Origin of the sequence: Nonomuraea sp. NPDC052129, assembly GCF_040680095.1 — a bacterium.
Lineage (GTDB): Bacteria > Actinomycetota > Actinomycetes > Streptosporangiales > Streptosporangiaceae > Nonomuraea.
The window spans coordinates 528,666-542,327 of the sequence record NZ_JBFAVX010000002.1; the positions used below are offsets into that span (position 1 = coordinate 528,666).

Genomic DNA, 13,662 nt, shown 5'->3' on the forward strand with positions numbered 1-13,662 from the left:
GGCCCTGAACCGCCGCTCGCGGGCCGGGATCCCTCCGCCGCGACAGGTCATGTCCGGCGTACTCGCGCATCCTTCACACCGTGGGGTGATTCACCATGCCCGCAGCCAGGGGACTTCCCCTCGCCGGTCTCCGGGTCATCGACCTGGCCGACGGCAAGGCCGAGATGTGCGGCCGCTTCCTCGCTGACCTCGGCGCCGACGTCATCCGCGTCGAGCCGCCCGGCGGCGCGCCGACCCGTCACCGGGAGCCCGTCCACGACGGCGTGAGCCTCTACTTCGCCACGCACAACGCCAACAAGCGCGGCGTCACCCTGAACCTGCGCGACCCCGCCGACCGTGACCGGCTGCTCGACCTGGCAGCCGGAGCGGACTTCCTCATCGAGACCGAACCCCCCGGCACCCTCGACGGCCTCGGTCTCGGCGCGGACGCGCTGCTCGCCCGCAACCCGGCGCTGGTCGTCGTCTCGATCACCGACTTCGGGCAGACCGGCCCGTACCGGGACTGGATCGGCACCGACTGGACGCACATGGCGCTCGGCGGGGTGCTGTCGCGCTCCGGCGTCCCCGGCCGTCGGCCGGTCATGCCGCCCGGCCCGCTGGCCTACGAGTCGGCGGCCATCCAGTCAGCGTGGGCGGGCCTGCTGGCGTACCTGAACCGGCTCGACACCGGGCGCGGCGACCACGTCGACTGCTCGGTGTACGAGATGACCGCCCAGGTCCTGGACCCGGGCTTCGGCATGGGCGGCTCGGCCACCGGCGGGGTCCCGGCCACCCGCCTGCCGCGCGGCCGTCCGCAGGCGGGCGACCTGTACCCGATCTTCCCGTGCGCCGATGGATACGTCCGGATCTGCGTGCTGGCCAAACGTCAGTGGCGCGGGATGTTCGGCTGGCTGGGGGAGCCTGAGGAGTTCGCCGACCCCAAGTACGACAGCATGGGCGCCCGATTCGGAGCCGCTGAGCGGCTGCGCGTCCTCATGGGGGAGCTGTTCAGGGACCGGACCAGGGACGAGCTCGTGGCCCAGGGCCAGGAGCGCGGCGTGCCGATCGCGGCGCTGCTCGACCCCGGCGAAGTGCTCGACAGCCCGCACTTCCGCGCCCGGAACAGCCTGCTTGACGCCGAGGTCGCCCCGGGGCTGACCGGCCGCGTGCCGTCCGGGTACGTGGAGGTGAACGGGGTAAGGGCCGGGTTCCGGCACCGGGCCCCCGAGCCGGGGGAGCACGACGACGAGGTCTTCGCCGCGGTGACACCCGGCAAGCCGGTCACCTCCGACGCGGCCGAGGTTGCGCCGCGTCGCCCCCTCGACGGGCTTCGGGTGCTGGACCTGGGTGTCATCGTGGTCGGTGCGGAGCTGGGCCGGTTGCTCGCCGACCAGGGCGCCGAGGTCATCAAGATCGAGAGCCGGGCCTACCCGGACGGCAGCCGCCAGTCGCTCGGCGACGAGGTCGTCAGCGTCGGCTTCGCCTGGGGCCACCGCAACAAGCTCAGCGCCGGGATCAACCTCCGCTCACCCGAGGGCCTGGACCTCTTCAAGCGGCTCGCCGCCGACTCCGACGTCATCCTGTCCAACTTCAAGCCGGGCACGCTGGAGTCGCTGGGTCTCGGCTACGACGTCATCAGCGAGCTGAACCCAAAGATCATCATGGCCGACAGCAGCGCCCTGGGCCCGACCGGGCCGTGGAGCAGGCGCATGGGCTACGGCCCGCTCGTCCGCGCCTCCGCCGGGCTGACCGGGCTCTGGCGGGACACCGAGGTCGAGGCCGGGTTCTGTGACGGCATCACCATCTATCCCGACCACATCGCGGCGCGGGTCGGCGCCGTCGCCGTGCTCGCCGCGCTCATCGAGCGGCGGCGTACCGGGAAGGGCGGCACGGTCAGCGTCGCCCAGGCCGAGACGATCCTCACCCAGCTGTCCACCGGCTTCCTGCGCGAATCACTGGAACCCGGCTCGTTCACCGCCCACAGCAACAGCGGCGAGTGGGACGCGCCCCAGGGTGTCTACCCGTGCGCGGGCGACGACGAGTGGTGCGTGGTGAGCGTCGACGGCGACGAGCAGTGGCGGCGCCTGTGCGAAGTGATCGGCCGTGCCGACCTGCGCGCCGACGCGCGGCTGGCCACCGCCGCGGGCCGCCGCGCGCACCGCGACCTCGTGGACGCGGCCGTGACCGAGTGGACGGCCGCCACCCCGCCGGGAGCGGCCATGGAGCGGCTGCAGGAGGCCGGGGTGCCCGCCGGGATGATGCGGCGCGTCATCGAGTATCTGGACGATCCCCAGCTCACCGCCCGTGGGTTCCTGCGGGAGATGCGCCATCCGTACATCGAGCACGCCCTGCGTACCGAGAACGCCCCGGCGACCTTCCGTGGGGTCGCCGACCCCGAGCTGGGCCCCGCGCCGCTGGCGGGGGAGCACACGCGGCTGGTGGCCGCCAAGCTGCTCGGCCTGGCCGAGTCCGAGATCCAGGCGCTCATCGACGCGGGCGTGCTGGAAGAGGCAACGAATGAAGGAGCAAATCATGGGTGAGCCCGCCGCGCTCGTCGAGCGCCGCGATCACATCGTGTTGATCACATTGAACCGGCCCGAGGTCCGCAACGCCGTGAACGCGGAGCTGACCCGCGCCGTCGGTGAGGCTCTCGACGAGGCCGACACGGACGCGTCTGTCCGGGCCGTGGTGCTGACCGGGGCGGGGGACAAGGCGTTCTGCGCCGGTGCCGACCTGAAGGCGGTGGCCCGCGGGGAATTCTCCACCGAAGGGCTCAAGCCGCACTGGGGCTTCGCCGGATGTGTCACGCATCCCATCGCCAAGCCGGTCATCGCCGCCGTCAACGGGTTCGCGCTCGGCGGCGGCACCGAGATCGCCCTGTGGGCCGACCTGGTGGTGGCCGCCGAGACCGCCGCGTTCGGGCTGCCGGAGGTCAAGCGCGGCATCCTCGCGGGCGCGGGCGGCGCGTTCCGGCTGGCCGCGCAGTTGCCCACGAAGGTCGCCATGGAGATCCTGCTGACCGGTGAGCCCGTCACCGCCGCCGAGGCCCTGCGGCTCGGCTTGGTCAACCGGGTCGTACCGCGGGCCGAGCTGCTGACCGCCGCGTTCGCCCTGGCTGAGACGGTCAGCGCGAACGCCCCGCTGTCCGTGCAGGCCAGCAAGCGGATCGCGCGCGGCATCTCCGACGGCAGTATCCCGTCCGAGCAGGCCGCCTGGGAGCGGACCGCCGCCGAGAGCGCCGCGCTCATGCGGTCGGCGGACGCCAAGGAGGGGCCACGCGCCTTCGCCGAGAAGCGCGCCCCGGTTTGGGAGGGACGATGAACCACACATCGGTCATCGCCGGTCTCGGCATCACCGAGATGGGCAAGGTCTATGGCCGGAGCGCGCCCGAGTTCGCCGCCGACGCCGTACGGCTCGCCGCCGCCGACGCCGGTCTCGACCTGCGCCAGGTGGACGGCCTGCTGACCAACACCGGCCTCACCGCCGACGTCGGCCTGAGCCTCCAGCGGGATCTGGGGCTGCGAGAGCTGCGCCTGCTGTCGGAGGTGCAGGCGTACGGCTCGTCGGCCGGCGCCATGGTCCAGTACGCCGCCATGGCCGTCGCCTCCGGCATGGCCGACGTCGTGGCCTGCGTCTTCGCCGACGCGCCGCTCAAGGACAAGGCGTCCGGGGGCGGCGCGGCCTACGCCGGCGCGGGCCGCAGACTGGCCGGCTGGCAAGGGCTGACCGCGGCGTCCGGGATCTACAGCGCCAACACCATGTACGCGCTGGCCGCCCGCCGGCACATGCAGAAGTACGGCACGACCAGCGAGCAACTGGGGCACATAGCCGTCGCGCAGCGCGCCTGGGCGACCAGGAACCCCCTGGCCCAGATGCGGACCCCGATCACCCTCGAGGACCACCAGAGCTCCCGGTGGATCGCCGAGCCGTTCCACCTCCTCGACTGCTGCCTGGTCAGCAACGGCGGCGTCGCGGTCATCGTCACCTCCGCCGACCGGGCCGCCGACCTCGCCCAGCCCGCCGTGCACATCCGCGGCTGGGGACAGGCGCACCCCGGGTACGTCATGGGCAGGGACAGCGAGTTCGGCCTGGTCAGCGGGGCCGCTCTGTCGGGGCCGACGGCGCTGAAGATGGCCGGGGTATCGATCGACGACATCGACATCGCCGAGCTGTACGACTGCTACACCTACACCGCGCTCATCTCCCTGGAGGACTACGGCTTCTGCGCCAAGGGCGAGGGCGGCCCCTTCGTCGCCAGCGGCGTACTGGGACCGGAGGGGACGCTGGCCGTCAATACCGGCGGCGGCCAGCTCTCCTCCTATTACATGTGGGGGATGACCCCGCTGTCGGAGGCCGTCATCCAGGCCCGCGGCCAGGGCGGCGACCGTCAGGCCTCGCGCAACGACATGGTGCTGGTCAGCGGCAACGGCGGCGTACTCGACCACCACTCCACCCTCATCCTCAGCCCGCACGCGCGATAGGAGCATGCCGATGCCCGTGGGAATCGTCCACCGTGACGCGGCCACCGCCGAGTTCTTCGACGGCACCGCGCGCGGCGAACTGTTGATCCGGCACTGCGCTCAGTGCGGCGGTTTCTCCGCTCCGCAGGCGCGTACATGCCCGCGGTGCGGCTCACCCGAGCTGTCCTGGACGGCCGCCTCCGGCACGGGGTCGGTGGTGAGCTGGTCGGTGGTGCACACCAAGGGCGCGCCGCCGACCGTGGTCGCGATCGTCGAGCTGGAGGAGGAGCCGTGGCTGCAGCTCCAGCTCACCGATGCCGTGCCCGAGGAGGTGTACGCGGGCCTGCCGGTCCGTGTCGCCTTCGAGCACCCCGAGGGCGGCGAAGCGGTCCCCGTCTTCCGCCCGGCCGCAGGGTCGGGCTGAGGAGTCACACCAATACCGCGCCACCGGCGATGTCGACGATGACGCCGGTGATCCAGCTCGAGTCGTCGGAGGCGAGGAAGAGCGCGGCCCGTGCGACGTCTTCGGACGTGCCGAGCCGCCGCAGCGGGTGTGACTCGGCCAGCGAGCGTTGGACGTCGGCCGGTATCCACTGCTGATTCGTGTCGGTGAGGATCGTCTCCGGGGCGAGGCAGTTGGCCCGGATGCCGAACGGACCCACCTGGGCGGCCAGATCCTGGGTGAAGAGCTGCACACCGGCCTTCGCCGCGGCGTACGCGACAATCGTCCGTTCGCTCGGCTTGCGCCCGGCCGCCGAGGACAGGGTGATGATGTTGCCGGTCCGGCGCTCCTTCATGCCGGGCAGGAAACATTTGACGGTCAGGAAGGTGCCGGTCAGGTTCCGGTCGATGTCGGCCCGCCAGCTCTCCTCCGTGATGTCCTCGATGGGCGTGGGGCGGCTGGCCGTGCTGCCGGCGTTGACGACCAGCACGTCGACGCGGCCGTACCGGTCGAGGATCTGCTCGCGGATCCGGTCGAGGTCGGCGGCGACGGTGACGTCTCCGGTCACGCTGACGGCCTCGCCGCCGAGGTCGTCGACGCGCGCCTGGACCGCGGCGAGCGCGGCCTCGTCGCGGCCGTGCAGCACGACTCGGGCGCCGGCCTGGGCGAACGTGGTCGCGATGGCCGCCCCGATCCCTCGGGAGCTGCCCGTGACCAGGGTGACCCGGTCCTTGAGAAGGCTCATCGTTCCTCCGGGGTCAGGCCGTCGCCGTCAGGACGATGATCGCCACGGCCAGGGCGGTGTCGAGCACGAGACAGAACTCGGCGAGCGACCGGGTCACCACTCGGTTCGCCCGGTAGTGGTAGACGTCCCATGCGGCGTGGCCGAGCAGGCCCAGCGCCACCAGGTAGCTGCCGACCGTCGGGTTGACGAACAGCGCGATCGTGGCCGCGGCGCCGAAACCGAGCATGGCGATCAGCTGCAATGGCAGCCCACCGGGCTCAGGCCGCGTACCACGCAGGGGACCGTAGCCGCGCAGCAGACCATAGCCGCCCAGCAGGACGCCCAGGCCCAGCACCGCCCAGGTCGCTTCGAAGTCGTCATCGATGAGCTCCGCGGCCAGGATGACGGCGAAGGTCAGGAAGAACACGGGCCAGGTCGCGGCGGGTTTCCCGAACGCGGCAGCACCCAGGTAGACCACCGCCGAGGCGGCCAGCACCTTGGCCAGTTCGAGGCCCGTGGCCATGTCCAGGATCATGAGCACGGCGGTCCCGACCCCGACCAGAACCGGCCAGTGCCGCAGCACCTGGCCGAGTGGAGGGGTCGTCTGTGTCGTCATCGTCGTTTACCGCCTCGGGGGATCGCGCAGTTGCGTTCATCCTCTATCCCGGCGAACGATCGGGGCCAGGACAGCAACCGGACATTTGCCGGACATTGGGCGGCATGTCCGGGAACGGGGGCGGGGTCGGGCTACGCGTCGTCGGCCATCGGGCTGAACTGGATGCCCGCCAGCCGCCACGAGCCCTCCTGCTTGACCCACGTCTGGGACACGCGCACCCGAAGCGCCACCGCCCGCCCGTGAGAGGTCGCCTGGTTGCTCTGCACATTGCGCACGATTGCGGCGTCACCGTACATCCGGATGTCGATCTGGCTGGTGTCCAGGGCGTGGTACTGGAATTGGGCGTGGCGACCGATCCACTGCTCCTTGTCGAGCACATACCCCTTGGGCCCGATCGACTGGAAGTCGTCGGCCAGTAACGCGCGCAGGCGTCCGGCGTCGGCGGCCAGCTCCGCCGCGTCGAACTGCCGCTGAAGGTCCAGAACCGTCTCTTTCTCCGTGGTCTCCATGGGAGCAGAGCATAGGCGGGAGGACTCACGATCTGGCTACAGATCACAGCGGCCGAAATCGACCGCGAACGCCGATAACAGAGCAAGTGCTCTGAAATGGTGTAGAGTTGTTCTCGGCGCCGGGGGAGATCTGTCTCCGGGCCCATGCCTGCCCGATTCTTGGCCGAGAGTCGGGAGGGCTGTTCCGGCGACGTACCCACATTTCATTGCCTCGGATAAGAATCGCAGAGACAAGTACAAGGGCAAGCTCAATCGAATAGGAGCGAGACAAGTGAAGCGTAAGACCACCCTCGCCATTTCCGCGCTACTGCTCAGCGTCACAAGCCTGATCGGCTCGAACGCGCCCGCTCATGCCAGTTCGGCCGCACCCGACTGCGCTAGTTTCTGCATATACGAGCATGACAAGTTCAACTTCTGGGGCGGACGCTGGGTGATGTTTTTCCCGGACGGTTCCTGTCGGACCGTTCACAGCAGCAGGGACAACATGGCGAGCTCGATGATAAACGGAACAAATCGCCGCGTAAAGCTGTATGACCGCAAGAATTGCGCCGGAGCGGTGGGCTACACCGCCAAGCCCCACAGCAAGGATAAGGACTTCACCAACAACGGCTTCGACAACAAGCTGAGCTCGATCAGATAGTCGTCGCGCCGGAAGGGGCGGAGTCTGCACCCGGCGGCATCGTTGTCATGCTCCGCCCATGTTCCATGGGAGTTCAACGTGTCCGTTCGGCTGAAGAGCGCTGTTCTCAGTCTCGTTGTGGTTGCCAGTGGTTGCTCGGTGGCGACGGCCGATCCCCCCGCTGAGAGCAGGGTAAGGGCGGCGTCTGTCACGGACGTTCCGCTCCCGGGGGAAGAAGCCCGAAAGCTCGCTGTCCCGTTCGATGCGTACAACTTCTCCCCTGCCGAGATCATGACGATCGAGGCCGCGCAGGATCTCCTCATCCGCGACTGCATGCGCGGCCAGGGGATGGAGTGGAAACTCTCGCCCCTCCCGGCGCAGGCCGACATCGAACCGCAGAACCGCCGCCGTTACGGCGTCATCGAACCGCAGATCGCCCGGTCCTTCGGTTACCACGCCCCCCTCGACCGGCCATCAGTGGCTCGGTACAACGCGGAACGAGACGATCAGTTGACGGAACTGTCGCCTGCGGCGCGTGCCGCTTACGGCGATTCCGCCAAGGATGCGGACGGATGCTCGGACAAAGCCCAGGCGCATCTTTTGAAGGACGCTCCGGAGGTCAGCGCATCCTTGTTCAACACGCTGGTCAGGCAGACCTTTGAGGAATCCCAGCGTGACGGAGATGTCGTGCGGGTCTTCCGCGATTGGAGCGCATGCATGAAGAAAAAGGGATTTGATTACCCGGACCCGCTCGCGGCCATCACCGATGATCGGTGGATGAACAATCAGCGGCCCTCTCATCAGGAGATCATGGCGGCGGAGACAGACGTGTGGTGCAAAAAGAAGGGCGATCTTGTTTCCATCTGGGCTGCGACGGAGAAACGCATCCAGGAAGACGCCATTCTTACTCACGCAGCATATTTTCAGGCACTCGAGACCCACAAGGAGCGGCAGCTCGGGGCCGTCCGCCGGGTCCTCTCCCGTGGGTGAGTCCCGGCAGTGAGGCACCACATGAACCGGTCCCTCCCCAGCCACCGCATCCCCGGCGACGAGGGGCCGCCCGTGTGTCGTAAAGTGCAGAATCATGGTGGATTGGGGCATTCGGCGGGCTTTGGCGGCGGACATTGAGGCGATGGTCGAACTACGCGCCGTGGTGATGCGGGCCGATCTGGAGCGGCTCGGCCGGTACGACGAGCAGCGAGTACGGCAGCGAATGAGGGACGCTTACGACCCGTCGCACACCTGGGTGATCGAGGTCGGCGGCGAGTTCGCCGGCTGCGTGGCGCTACGGGAGGCCGAGGACGCCCGATGGCTGGAGCACTTCTTCCTGGCCCCGCACCTGCAGGGTTCCGGCATCGGTTCGGGCGTCCTGCGCGAGCTGCTGGATCAGTGTGACCGCGACGGCATCCCTGTCCGGTTGAACGTGCTGCAGGGAAGCCCTGCCCGGCGGCTGTACGAGCGGCACGGGTTCACCCTGGAGTCTGAGGATCCGGTGGACGTGTTCATGGTCCGCGCGGCGTCCTGAGATCGGTGATGCCGAGCTTGCCGGGCCGCAGGATGATCGAATCGTTCACGCCGGATTGCCGAACCAATGGCCGGCGGCCCGTTCGAACGCGTCACGATCAGGGGCGTGATCACCGGCCCAGGCGACTATGCCGTCGGGCCGGACGAGCACGGCCCCGAATCCGAGGTCGTTTCTCGCCGGACCGGCCGCATACCGTATCCGGCTCTGCCAGCCCATCGCTGAGTTGTGCAGGCGTCGGTCGGTGCTGAAATCGAGTGCGACGCCTCGTCCGTCCTGCATCAGTTCGCTGAGGCGAGTGCCGTCCTCGAGGTGAAGGTCCGGGGCGTTGCGGCCGACCAGCGGTTGCTCGCTGCAGAGGTCGTAACGGAGTGACGATCCCGATATCTTCTGGAACACATAGGTGGTTCCGTCATGGGTCCCGAGCAGGTCGCGGATCACGCCTTGGATCGCCTGGGCGTGCGGGTCCGGCCGCATGACCGCTGTCTGGGCGCGTGTCCAGTCGAGTACCCAGGCGCCGATCGGATGGCGCTCGCGGGTGTAGGTGTCGAGCAGCCCGTCCGGCGCGTACCCGTGCACGGTCGCCGCGAGCTTCCAGCCCAGGTTCAAGGCGTCGCCGATGCCGAGGTTGAGTCCCTGCCCCCCAAAGGGAGGGTGGATGTGTGCGGCGTCGCCCGCGAGCAGGACGCGTCCCTGGCGGTAGGTCGTCGTCTGCATCGCCCGATCGGTGAAGCTTGAGGCGAGATGGACGTCGCTCAGCGTCACGTCGGTGCCGGACACACGGCGCAGAACCGCCTGGAGATGCTCGCGAGTCGGCTGCCGCGAGCGGTCGAACGTGCCGCCGTCGAAGTCCAGGATGCCGATGTGTCCTGCCGTGGCCATTTGGAGGTACATGCCGGTCGGCGTCAGGTTGAATCCGGGGCGCAGCTTCTCGGGATCGGCGATGGTGGCGAGCATGGTGTAGCCGGTGAACTGCGGCTCGGTGCCGACGAAGTCGAAGCCCGCGAGCCCGCGCACCGCGCTGCGGCCGCCGTCGCAGCCGACGAGCCAGCGCGCCGCGTATTCGTGCTCGCCGGCTCGTGCGACCACGCTCTCATCGGTCCGCGCGATGGCTGAGACCGTGACGCCGTGCCTGATTTGCACGCCGAGCTTGGCCGCCCGCTCGGACAGCACGGTCTCGACCGCTTCGAGGCTTGTCAACATGGATTCCGGTGCCGGGCTGGGCAGCCGGAACGGCAGGGCGGCGACGTCGACCTTGGCCGGATCGAGCATCATGCCGGCGAAGTGGCCCACGTTGCGAGGGGGTGGCAGCTCGTCCGGGTCGGGGTTCGTGCCGGAATCGTCGAGGCTGGAGCCGGGATCGTCGTGGATGCCCGACGCCGTCAGCAGTGGGTGCAGCATTCCCCGGCGGTAGAACGCCTCCGCCGACGCGGCGGACAGGCCCCGCGTCCCGAGCGGGTACGCCTTCCACGGAGAGCGAGGCTCCGGCTCTCGCTCAAGCACCAGGACAGAGCAGCCCGCGAGGCCAAGCTCGCAGGCAAGGAACAGACCAACCGGGCCGGCGCCCACGATCACTACATCATGCATGAATCTCCCCTTGCACAGCCTGTTGCTGACGGACATCTGAATGTGCTGGTGGCCGGCCGTCACGGACGTGGCTCTGTTGTGATGGGGAGGTGGCTTGTCCCCGCAGAGCCCTACCAGTTCGGCGGGCCGGTCCGGGCTCTCGGTGCCCGCCCGCTCACCAGGTCACCCTTCGCTGCGGCTCGCCGACTCCTGCTACCGGCTGATCTGCCGTGGAACCGCCACCGCGAGAAGTTTGTCGGGGTTGCGGATGGCGTAGAAGTTGGTGATCTTCCCGTCGGCGATCTCGATCAAGAAGACGCCTTCCAGGCGCTCGCCGCTGAGGACCATCGCGGGCGTGTTGTTGCAGTTGACCATCTCGATCCGCAGGTCCGCCAGCCGCTCCTGACGGAACAGGCTCATCAGGACCGCGGCCACCTTCTGCGCGCCCACCACCGGCCGGCGCGACGCGGTGGTCTTGCCGCCGCTGTCGGCGGTCCAGGTGACGTCCGGCGCGAGCAGCCAGAGCAGCCCTTCCAGATCACCGGTGGCCGCCGCGGTCATGAACTGCTCGGTGATCCGCGCGCTGGTCGCGGCGTCGACGGGCTCGAAGCGCTGACGCCGCGCCTGTACGTGCTCGCGGGCGCGGTGCGCCACCTGCCGCACCGCCGCCACGGACTTGCCCACCGCCGTGGCAATGGCGTGGTAGTCGAAGCCGAACACCTCGCGCAGCACGAACACCGCGCGCTCATCGGGACCGAGCGTTTCGAGCAGTACGAGCATCGCCATCGACACCGACTCGGCGAGCACCACATCGGCCGAGGCGTCATTTTCGGCGAGCAGCAGCGGCTCGGGCAGCCACGGGCCGATGTAGTCCTCGCGACGGCGCGCGCTCGCCCGCAACGCGTTGAGCGCCTGACGGGTCACCAACTGCGCCAGATACGACTTGGTGTCGCGCACCGTCGCGAGGTCCACGCTGGCCCAGCGCAGATAGCTGTCCTGCAGCACGTCGTCGGATTCGGTCGCCGAGCCGAGGATCTCGTAGACGATCGTGAACAGCAGCGGCCGCAACAGGGTGAACCGCTCGGCATGCTCATCGGCGCTCACGGGGAGGTGACCACCCGCGCGGCGGAGGCCGGCTGCTCGGGACGCGGGCCGCCCTTGGGCCAGCTCATGGAACCCGGCTTGCGGGCCTCGCCGCGTATCCGCTTCGACACCACGAACTTACAGGTCACCTCCTTGATCGCCGCGCCCATGCGGCCGCCGATGTAGATGTTGATCGCGGTGTCGTCCTTGCGGGCGAGCTGCCGTATGCCGGCGCGCCGGCCGAGGCTGACGCACGCCCCGGTGAAGGCCAGGTCGAGCACCGCCGGTTCGGTCCCCGCGATACGGGACAGGACCGTGTCGGCGGCTCGCGCCCCGAGCGGCCCGGCGGCGTAGCCGCTCATCCGCAGCGGCCGGCCCGACGGTGCGGCGGCGTCGCCGGCCGCGACAACGCGGTCGTCGTCGAGGCTGGTCAGTGTCTCGTCGGTGAGCAGCCGGCCGAGCGCGTCCGTGCGCAGCCCGCTGGCCGCCGCCAGCTCCGGCACCCCGAAACCGGCCGTCCAGATGGTCAGCGCGCTCGCCCGCACCCCACCGTCGGCGACGACCACCGCGTCTGCCCGCACCCCACCCTCGGCCACGACGACCGCGTCCGGCCGCACCTCTCTCACCTGGGCGTCCTCAAGCACCACGGCCCCGTGCCGCGACAGCCATTTGGCGATGTAGCGGCGACCCGACGCGCTGAATGTCGGCGCCAGGCTCCGGCCGCACACCAGCGTGACCTTGCGTCCTTGCTCGGCCAGCTCGGCGGCCGTCTCGATGCCGGTCAACCCGCCGCCGACCACGGTGATCGGAGCATCGACGGGCAACTCCTCCAGCCGGGCGCGCAGCCGCTGCGCGTACTCGAACTCCGCGATGTCGAACGCGAACTCGGCCGCGCCAGGCACCGCTGACGGTATGGCCCTGCTGCTGCCGACCGCATAGATGACGTAGTCGAAGTCCAGCCTACGACCCGAGGCCAGCCGCACGGCGCGGGCGGCGGTGTCGATGCGCGTGACGCTGTCGACGACCAACTGGATGCCCTCGCCGAGCAGCGTGCCGTAGTCGATCGTGGCCTCGCTGGTACGGGCCACGAACTGGTGCAGCCGGATGCGTTCGACGAACTCCGGGCGCGGATTGACCAGGGTGATGTCGACGTCGTCGCGCGTCCGCAGACGGTTGGCCGCGAGCGTTCCGGCGTAACCGCCGCCGATGACCACGACCTTGTGGCGTGTGTTGTGTTCGGTCATGCCCTCAGGACACCGCCGACCGCTGCGACGTGACATCACCCGACGTGACACGCGTCACTCGACTCAAGAGCGCGGGGCCCTCGCCCTCGTGCCATCGGCTGACCCGCAAAATCGTTGGACAACGCCTACAACCCATGACCATCGTTGGCGGCATGCAACAGGAGGAGATCTGGGACGTCGAGACCGCCGAGCGCTATGACACGCCGGGCACCGGCATGTTCGCGCCCGAGGTCTTGGGCCCGACCGTGGACCGCCTCGCCGAGCTTGCCGGCGACGGGCAGGCGCTCGAGTTCGCCATCGGAACCGGCCGCGTGGCCGTGCCGCTTGCCGAGCGTGGGGTGCCCGTAACCGGTATCGAGCTGTCGACTCCGATGGTCGCCCAACTGCGGACGAAGGTGGACGAAGCGACGATCCCGGTGATCGTTGGCGACATGGCGACCGCCGTCGCTCCGGGAAAGTACGCGCTCGTCTACCTCGTCTTCAACACGATCTCGAACCTGCTCACTCAGGCCGAGCAGGTCGCGTGCTTCCGCAATGCCGCCCGCCACCTCACACCGGGCGGCCGGTTCGTGGTCGAGCTCTGGGTGCCCGAGTTGCGCAAGCTTCCCCCAGGTCAGCAGGCCACTGTTTACCATTGCGAGCCCGGCTACATCGGCCTGGACACCTACGACATTCTGCGGCAGCACGTCGTCTCGCACCACTTCAGGTTCGACGAGAGCAGGCAGGCTCAGCTGTTCCGTAGCCCGCACCGCTACATCTGGCCGGCCGAGCTCGACCTCATGGCGCAGCTGGCCGGGTTCGAGTTGGAGACCAGGCATGCCGACTGGACCGGCGCCGACTTCACCGCCGAGTCGCGTTCCCACGTGTCCGTCTACCGCATCCCGCCGGACCACTAGCT

General features: G+C 69.3%; 14 protein-coding genes. 8 read left to right on the forward strand and 6 right to left on the reverse strand.

Annotation, left to right across the window (positions count from 1 at the left end; genetic code table 11):
• Positions 1 to 95 precede the first annotated feature (95 nt).
• The 4 genes from AB0L53_RS07130 to AB0L53_RS07145 are packed head-to-tail and all read left to right on the forward strand — an operon-like array spanning position 96 to position 4,863.
• A complete protein-coding gene (locus AB0L53_RS07130) occupies positions 96 to 2,519 on the forward strand; it encodes a CoA transferase (RefSeq protein ID WP_363991572.1) in 2,424 nt (807 codons plus the stop codon).
• A complete protein-coding gene (locus AB0L53_RS07135; protein WP_363991575.1) occupies positions 2,512 to 3,300 on the forward strand; it encodes a crotonase/enoyl-CoA hydratase family protein in 789 nt (262 codons plus the stop codon). The genes AB0L53_RS07130 and AB0L53_RS07135 overlap by 8 nt, the downstream gene beginning before the upstream one ends.
• The gene (locus AB0L53_RS07140; protein WP_363991578.1) at positions 3,297 to 4,460 is read left to right on the forward strand and encodes a thiolase family protein; all 1,164 of its coding nucleotides are present in this window, start codon (positions 3,297 to 3,299) and stop codon (positions 4,458 to 4,460) included. The genes AB0L53_RS07135 and AB0L53_RS07140 overlap by 4 nt, the downstream gene beginning before the upstream one ends.
• 10 nt (positions 4,461 to 4,470) lie before the next feature.
• The gene (locus AB0L53_RS07145; protein ID WP_363991580.1) at positions 4,471 to 4,863 is read left to right on the forward strand and encodes an OB-fold domain-containing protein; all 393 of its coding nucleotides are present in this window, start codon (positions 4,471 to 4,473) and stop codon (positions 4,861 to 4,863) included.
• A 4-nt stretch (positions 4,864 to 4,867) separates the two neighbouring features.
• On the opposite strand, the gene AB0L53_RS07150 is transcribed toward AB0L53_RS07145, so the two are convergent.
• The 3 genes from AB0L53_RS07150 to AB0L53_RS07160 form a co-directional block, all read right to left on the reverse strand.
• Positions 4,868 to 5,626, reverse strand: a complete 759-nt coding sequence (locus AB0L53_RS07150) for an SDR family NAD(P)-dependent oxidoreductase (RefSeq protein ID WP_363991582.1) — start codon at positions 5,624 to 5,626, stop codon at positions 4,868 to 4,870.
• Positions 5,627 to 5,639: 13 nt separating this feature from the next.
• A complete protein-coding gene (locus AB0L53_RS07155; protein ID WP_363991584.1) occupies positions 5,640 to 6,221 on the reverse strand; it encodes a hypothetical protein in 582 nt (193 codons plus the stop codon).
• A gap of 131 nt (positions 6,222 to 6,352) precedes the next feature.
• On the reverse strand, positions 6,353 to 6,730 hold the full coding sequence (locus AB0L53_RS07160) for a nuclear transport factor 2 family protein (protein WP_363991587.1): 378 nt from the start codon (positions 6,728 to 6,730) through the stop codon (positions 6,353 to 6,355).
• Between the two features lie 271 nt (positions 6,731 to 7,001).
• On the opposite strand from AB0L53_RS07160, the gene AB0L53_RS07165 reads away from it, so the two are divergent.
• The 3 genes from AB0L53_RS07165 to AB0L53_RS07175 all read left to right on the forward strand — a co-directional run bounded on the left by AB0L53_RS07165 (position 7,002) and on the right by AB0L53_RS07175 (position 8,874).
• On the forward strand, positions 7,002 to 7,370 hold the full coding sequence (locus AB0L53_RS07165; protein WP_363991590.1) for a peptidase inhibitor family I36 protein: 369 nt from the start codon (positions 7,002 to 7,004) through the stop codon (positions 7,368 to 7,370).
• A gap of 78 nt (positions 7,371 to 7,448) precedes the next feature.
• Entirely contained in the window at positions 7,449 to 8,339 is an 891-nt protein-coding gene (locus AB0L53_RS07170) for a hypothetical protein (protein ID WP_363991593.1), read from the forward strand.
• A gap of 94 nt (positions 8,340 to 8,433) precedes the next feature.
• Positions 8,434 to 8,874 (forward strand): GNAT family N-acetyltransferase, encoded by a 441-nt coding sequence (locus tag AB0L53_RS07175; protein ID WP_363991595.1) that lies wholly within the window; start codon positions 8,434 to 8,436, stop codon positions 8,872 to 8,874.
• A gap of 45 nt (positions 8,875 to 8,919) precedes the next feature.
• On the opposite strand, the gene AB0L53_RS07180 is transcribed toward AB0L53_RS07175, so the two are convergent.
• From AB0L53_RS07180 to AB0L53_RS07190, 3 genes are all read right to left on the reverse strand, one after another.
• A complete protein-coding gene (locus tag AB0L53_RS07180; RefSeq protein ID WP_363991598.1) occupies positions 8,920 to 10,458 on the reverse strand; it encodes an FAD-dependent monooxygenase in 1,539 nt (512 codons plus the stop codon).
• Positions 10,459 to 10,650: 192 nt separating this feature from the next.
• Positions 10,651 to 11,541: an RNA polymerase sigma factor SigJ gene (sigJ, locus tag AB0L53_RS07185; RefSeq protein ID WP_363991601.1), complete on the reverse strand. Its 891-nt coding sequence runs from the start codon at positions 11,539 to 11,541 to the stop codon at positions 10,651 to 10,653.
• Positions 11,538 to 12,764, reverse strand: a complete 1,227-nt coding sequence (locus AB0L53_RS07190) for an FAD-dependent oxidoreductase (RefSeq protein ID WP_363991604.1) — start codon at positions 12,762 to 12,764, stop codon at positions 11,538 to 11,540. The genes sigJ and AB0L53_RS07190 overlap by 4 nt, the downstream gene beginning before the upstream one ends.
• 134 nt (positions 12,765 to 12,898) lie before the next feature.
• Here AB0L53_RS07190 and AB0L53_RS07195 point away from each other — a divergent pair, with 134 nt between their 5' ends.
• Positions 12,899 to 13,660: a class I SAM-dependent methyltransferase gene (locus AB0L53_RS07195; protein WP_363991607.1), complete on the forward strand. Its 762-nt coding sequence runs from the start codon at positions 12,899 to 12,901 to the stop codon at positions 13,658 to 13,660.
• Positions 13,661 to 13,662 lie beyond the last annotated feature (2 nt).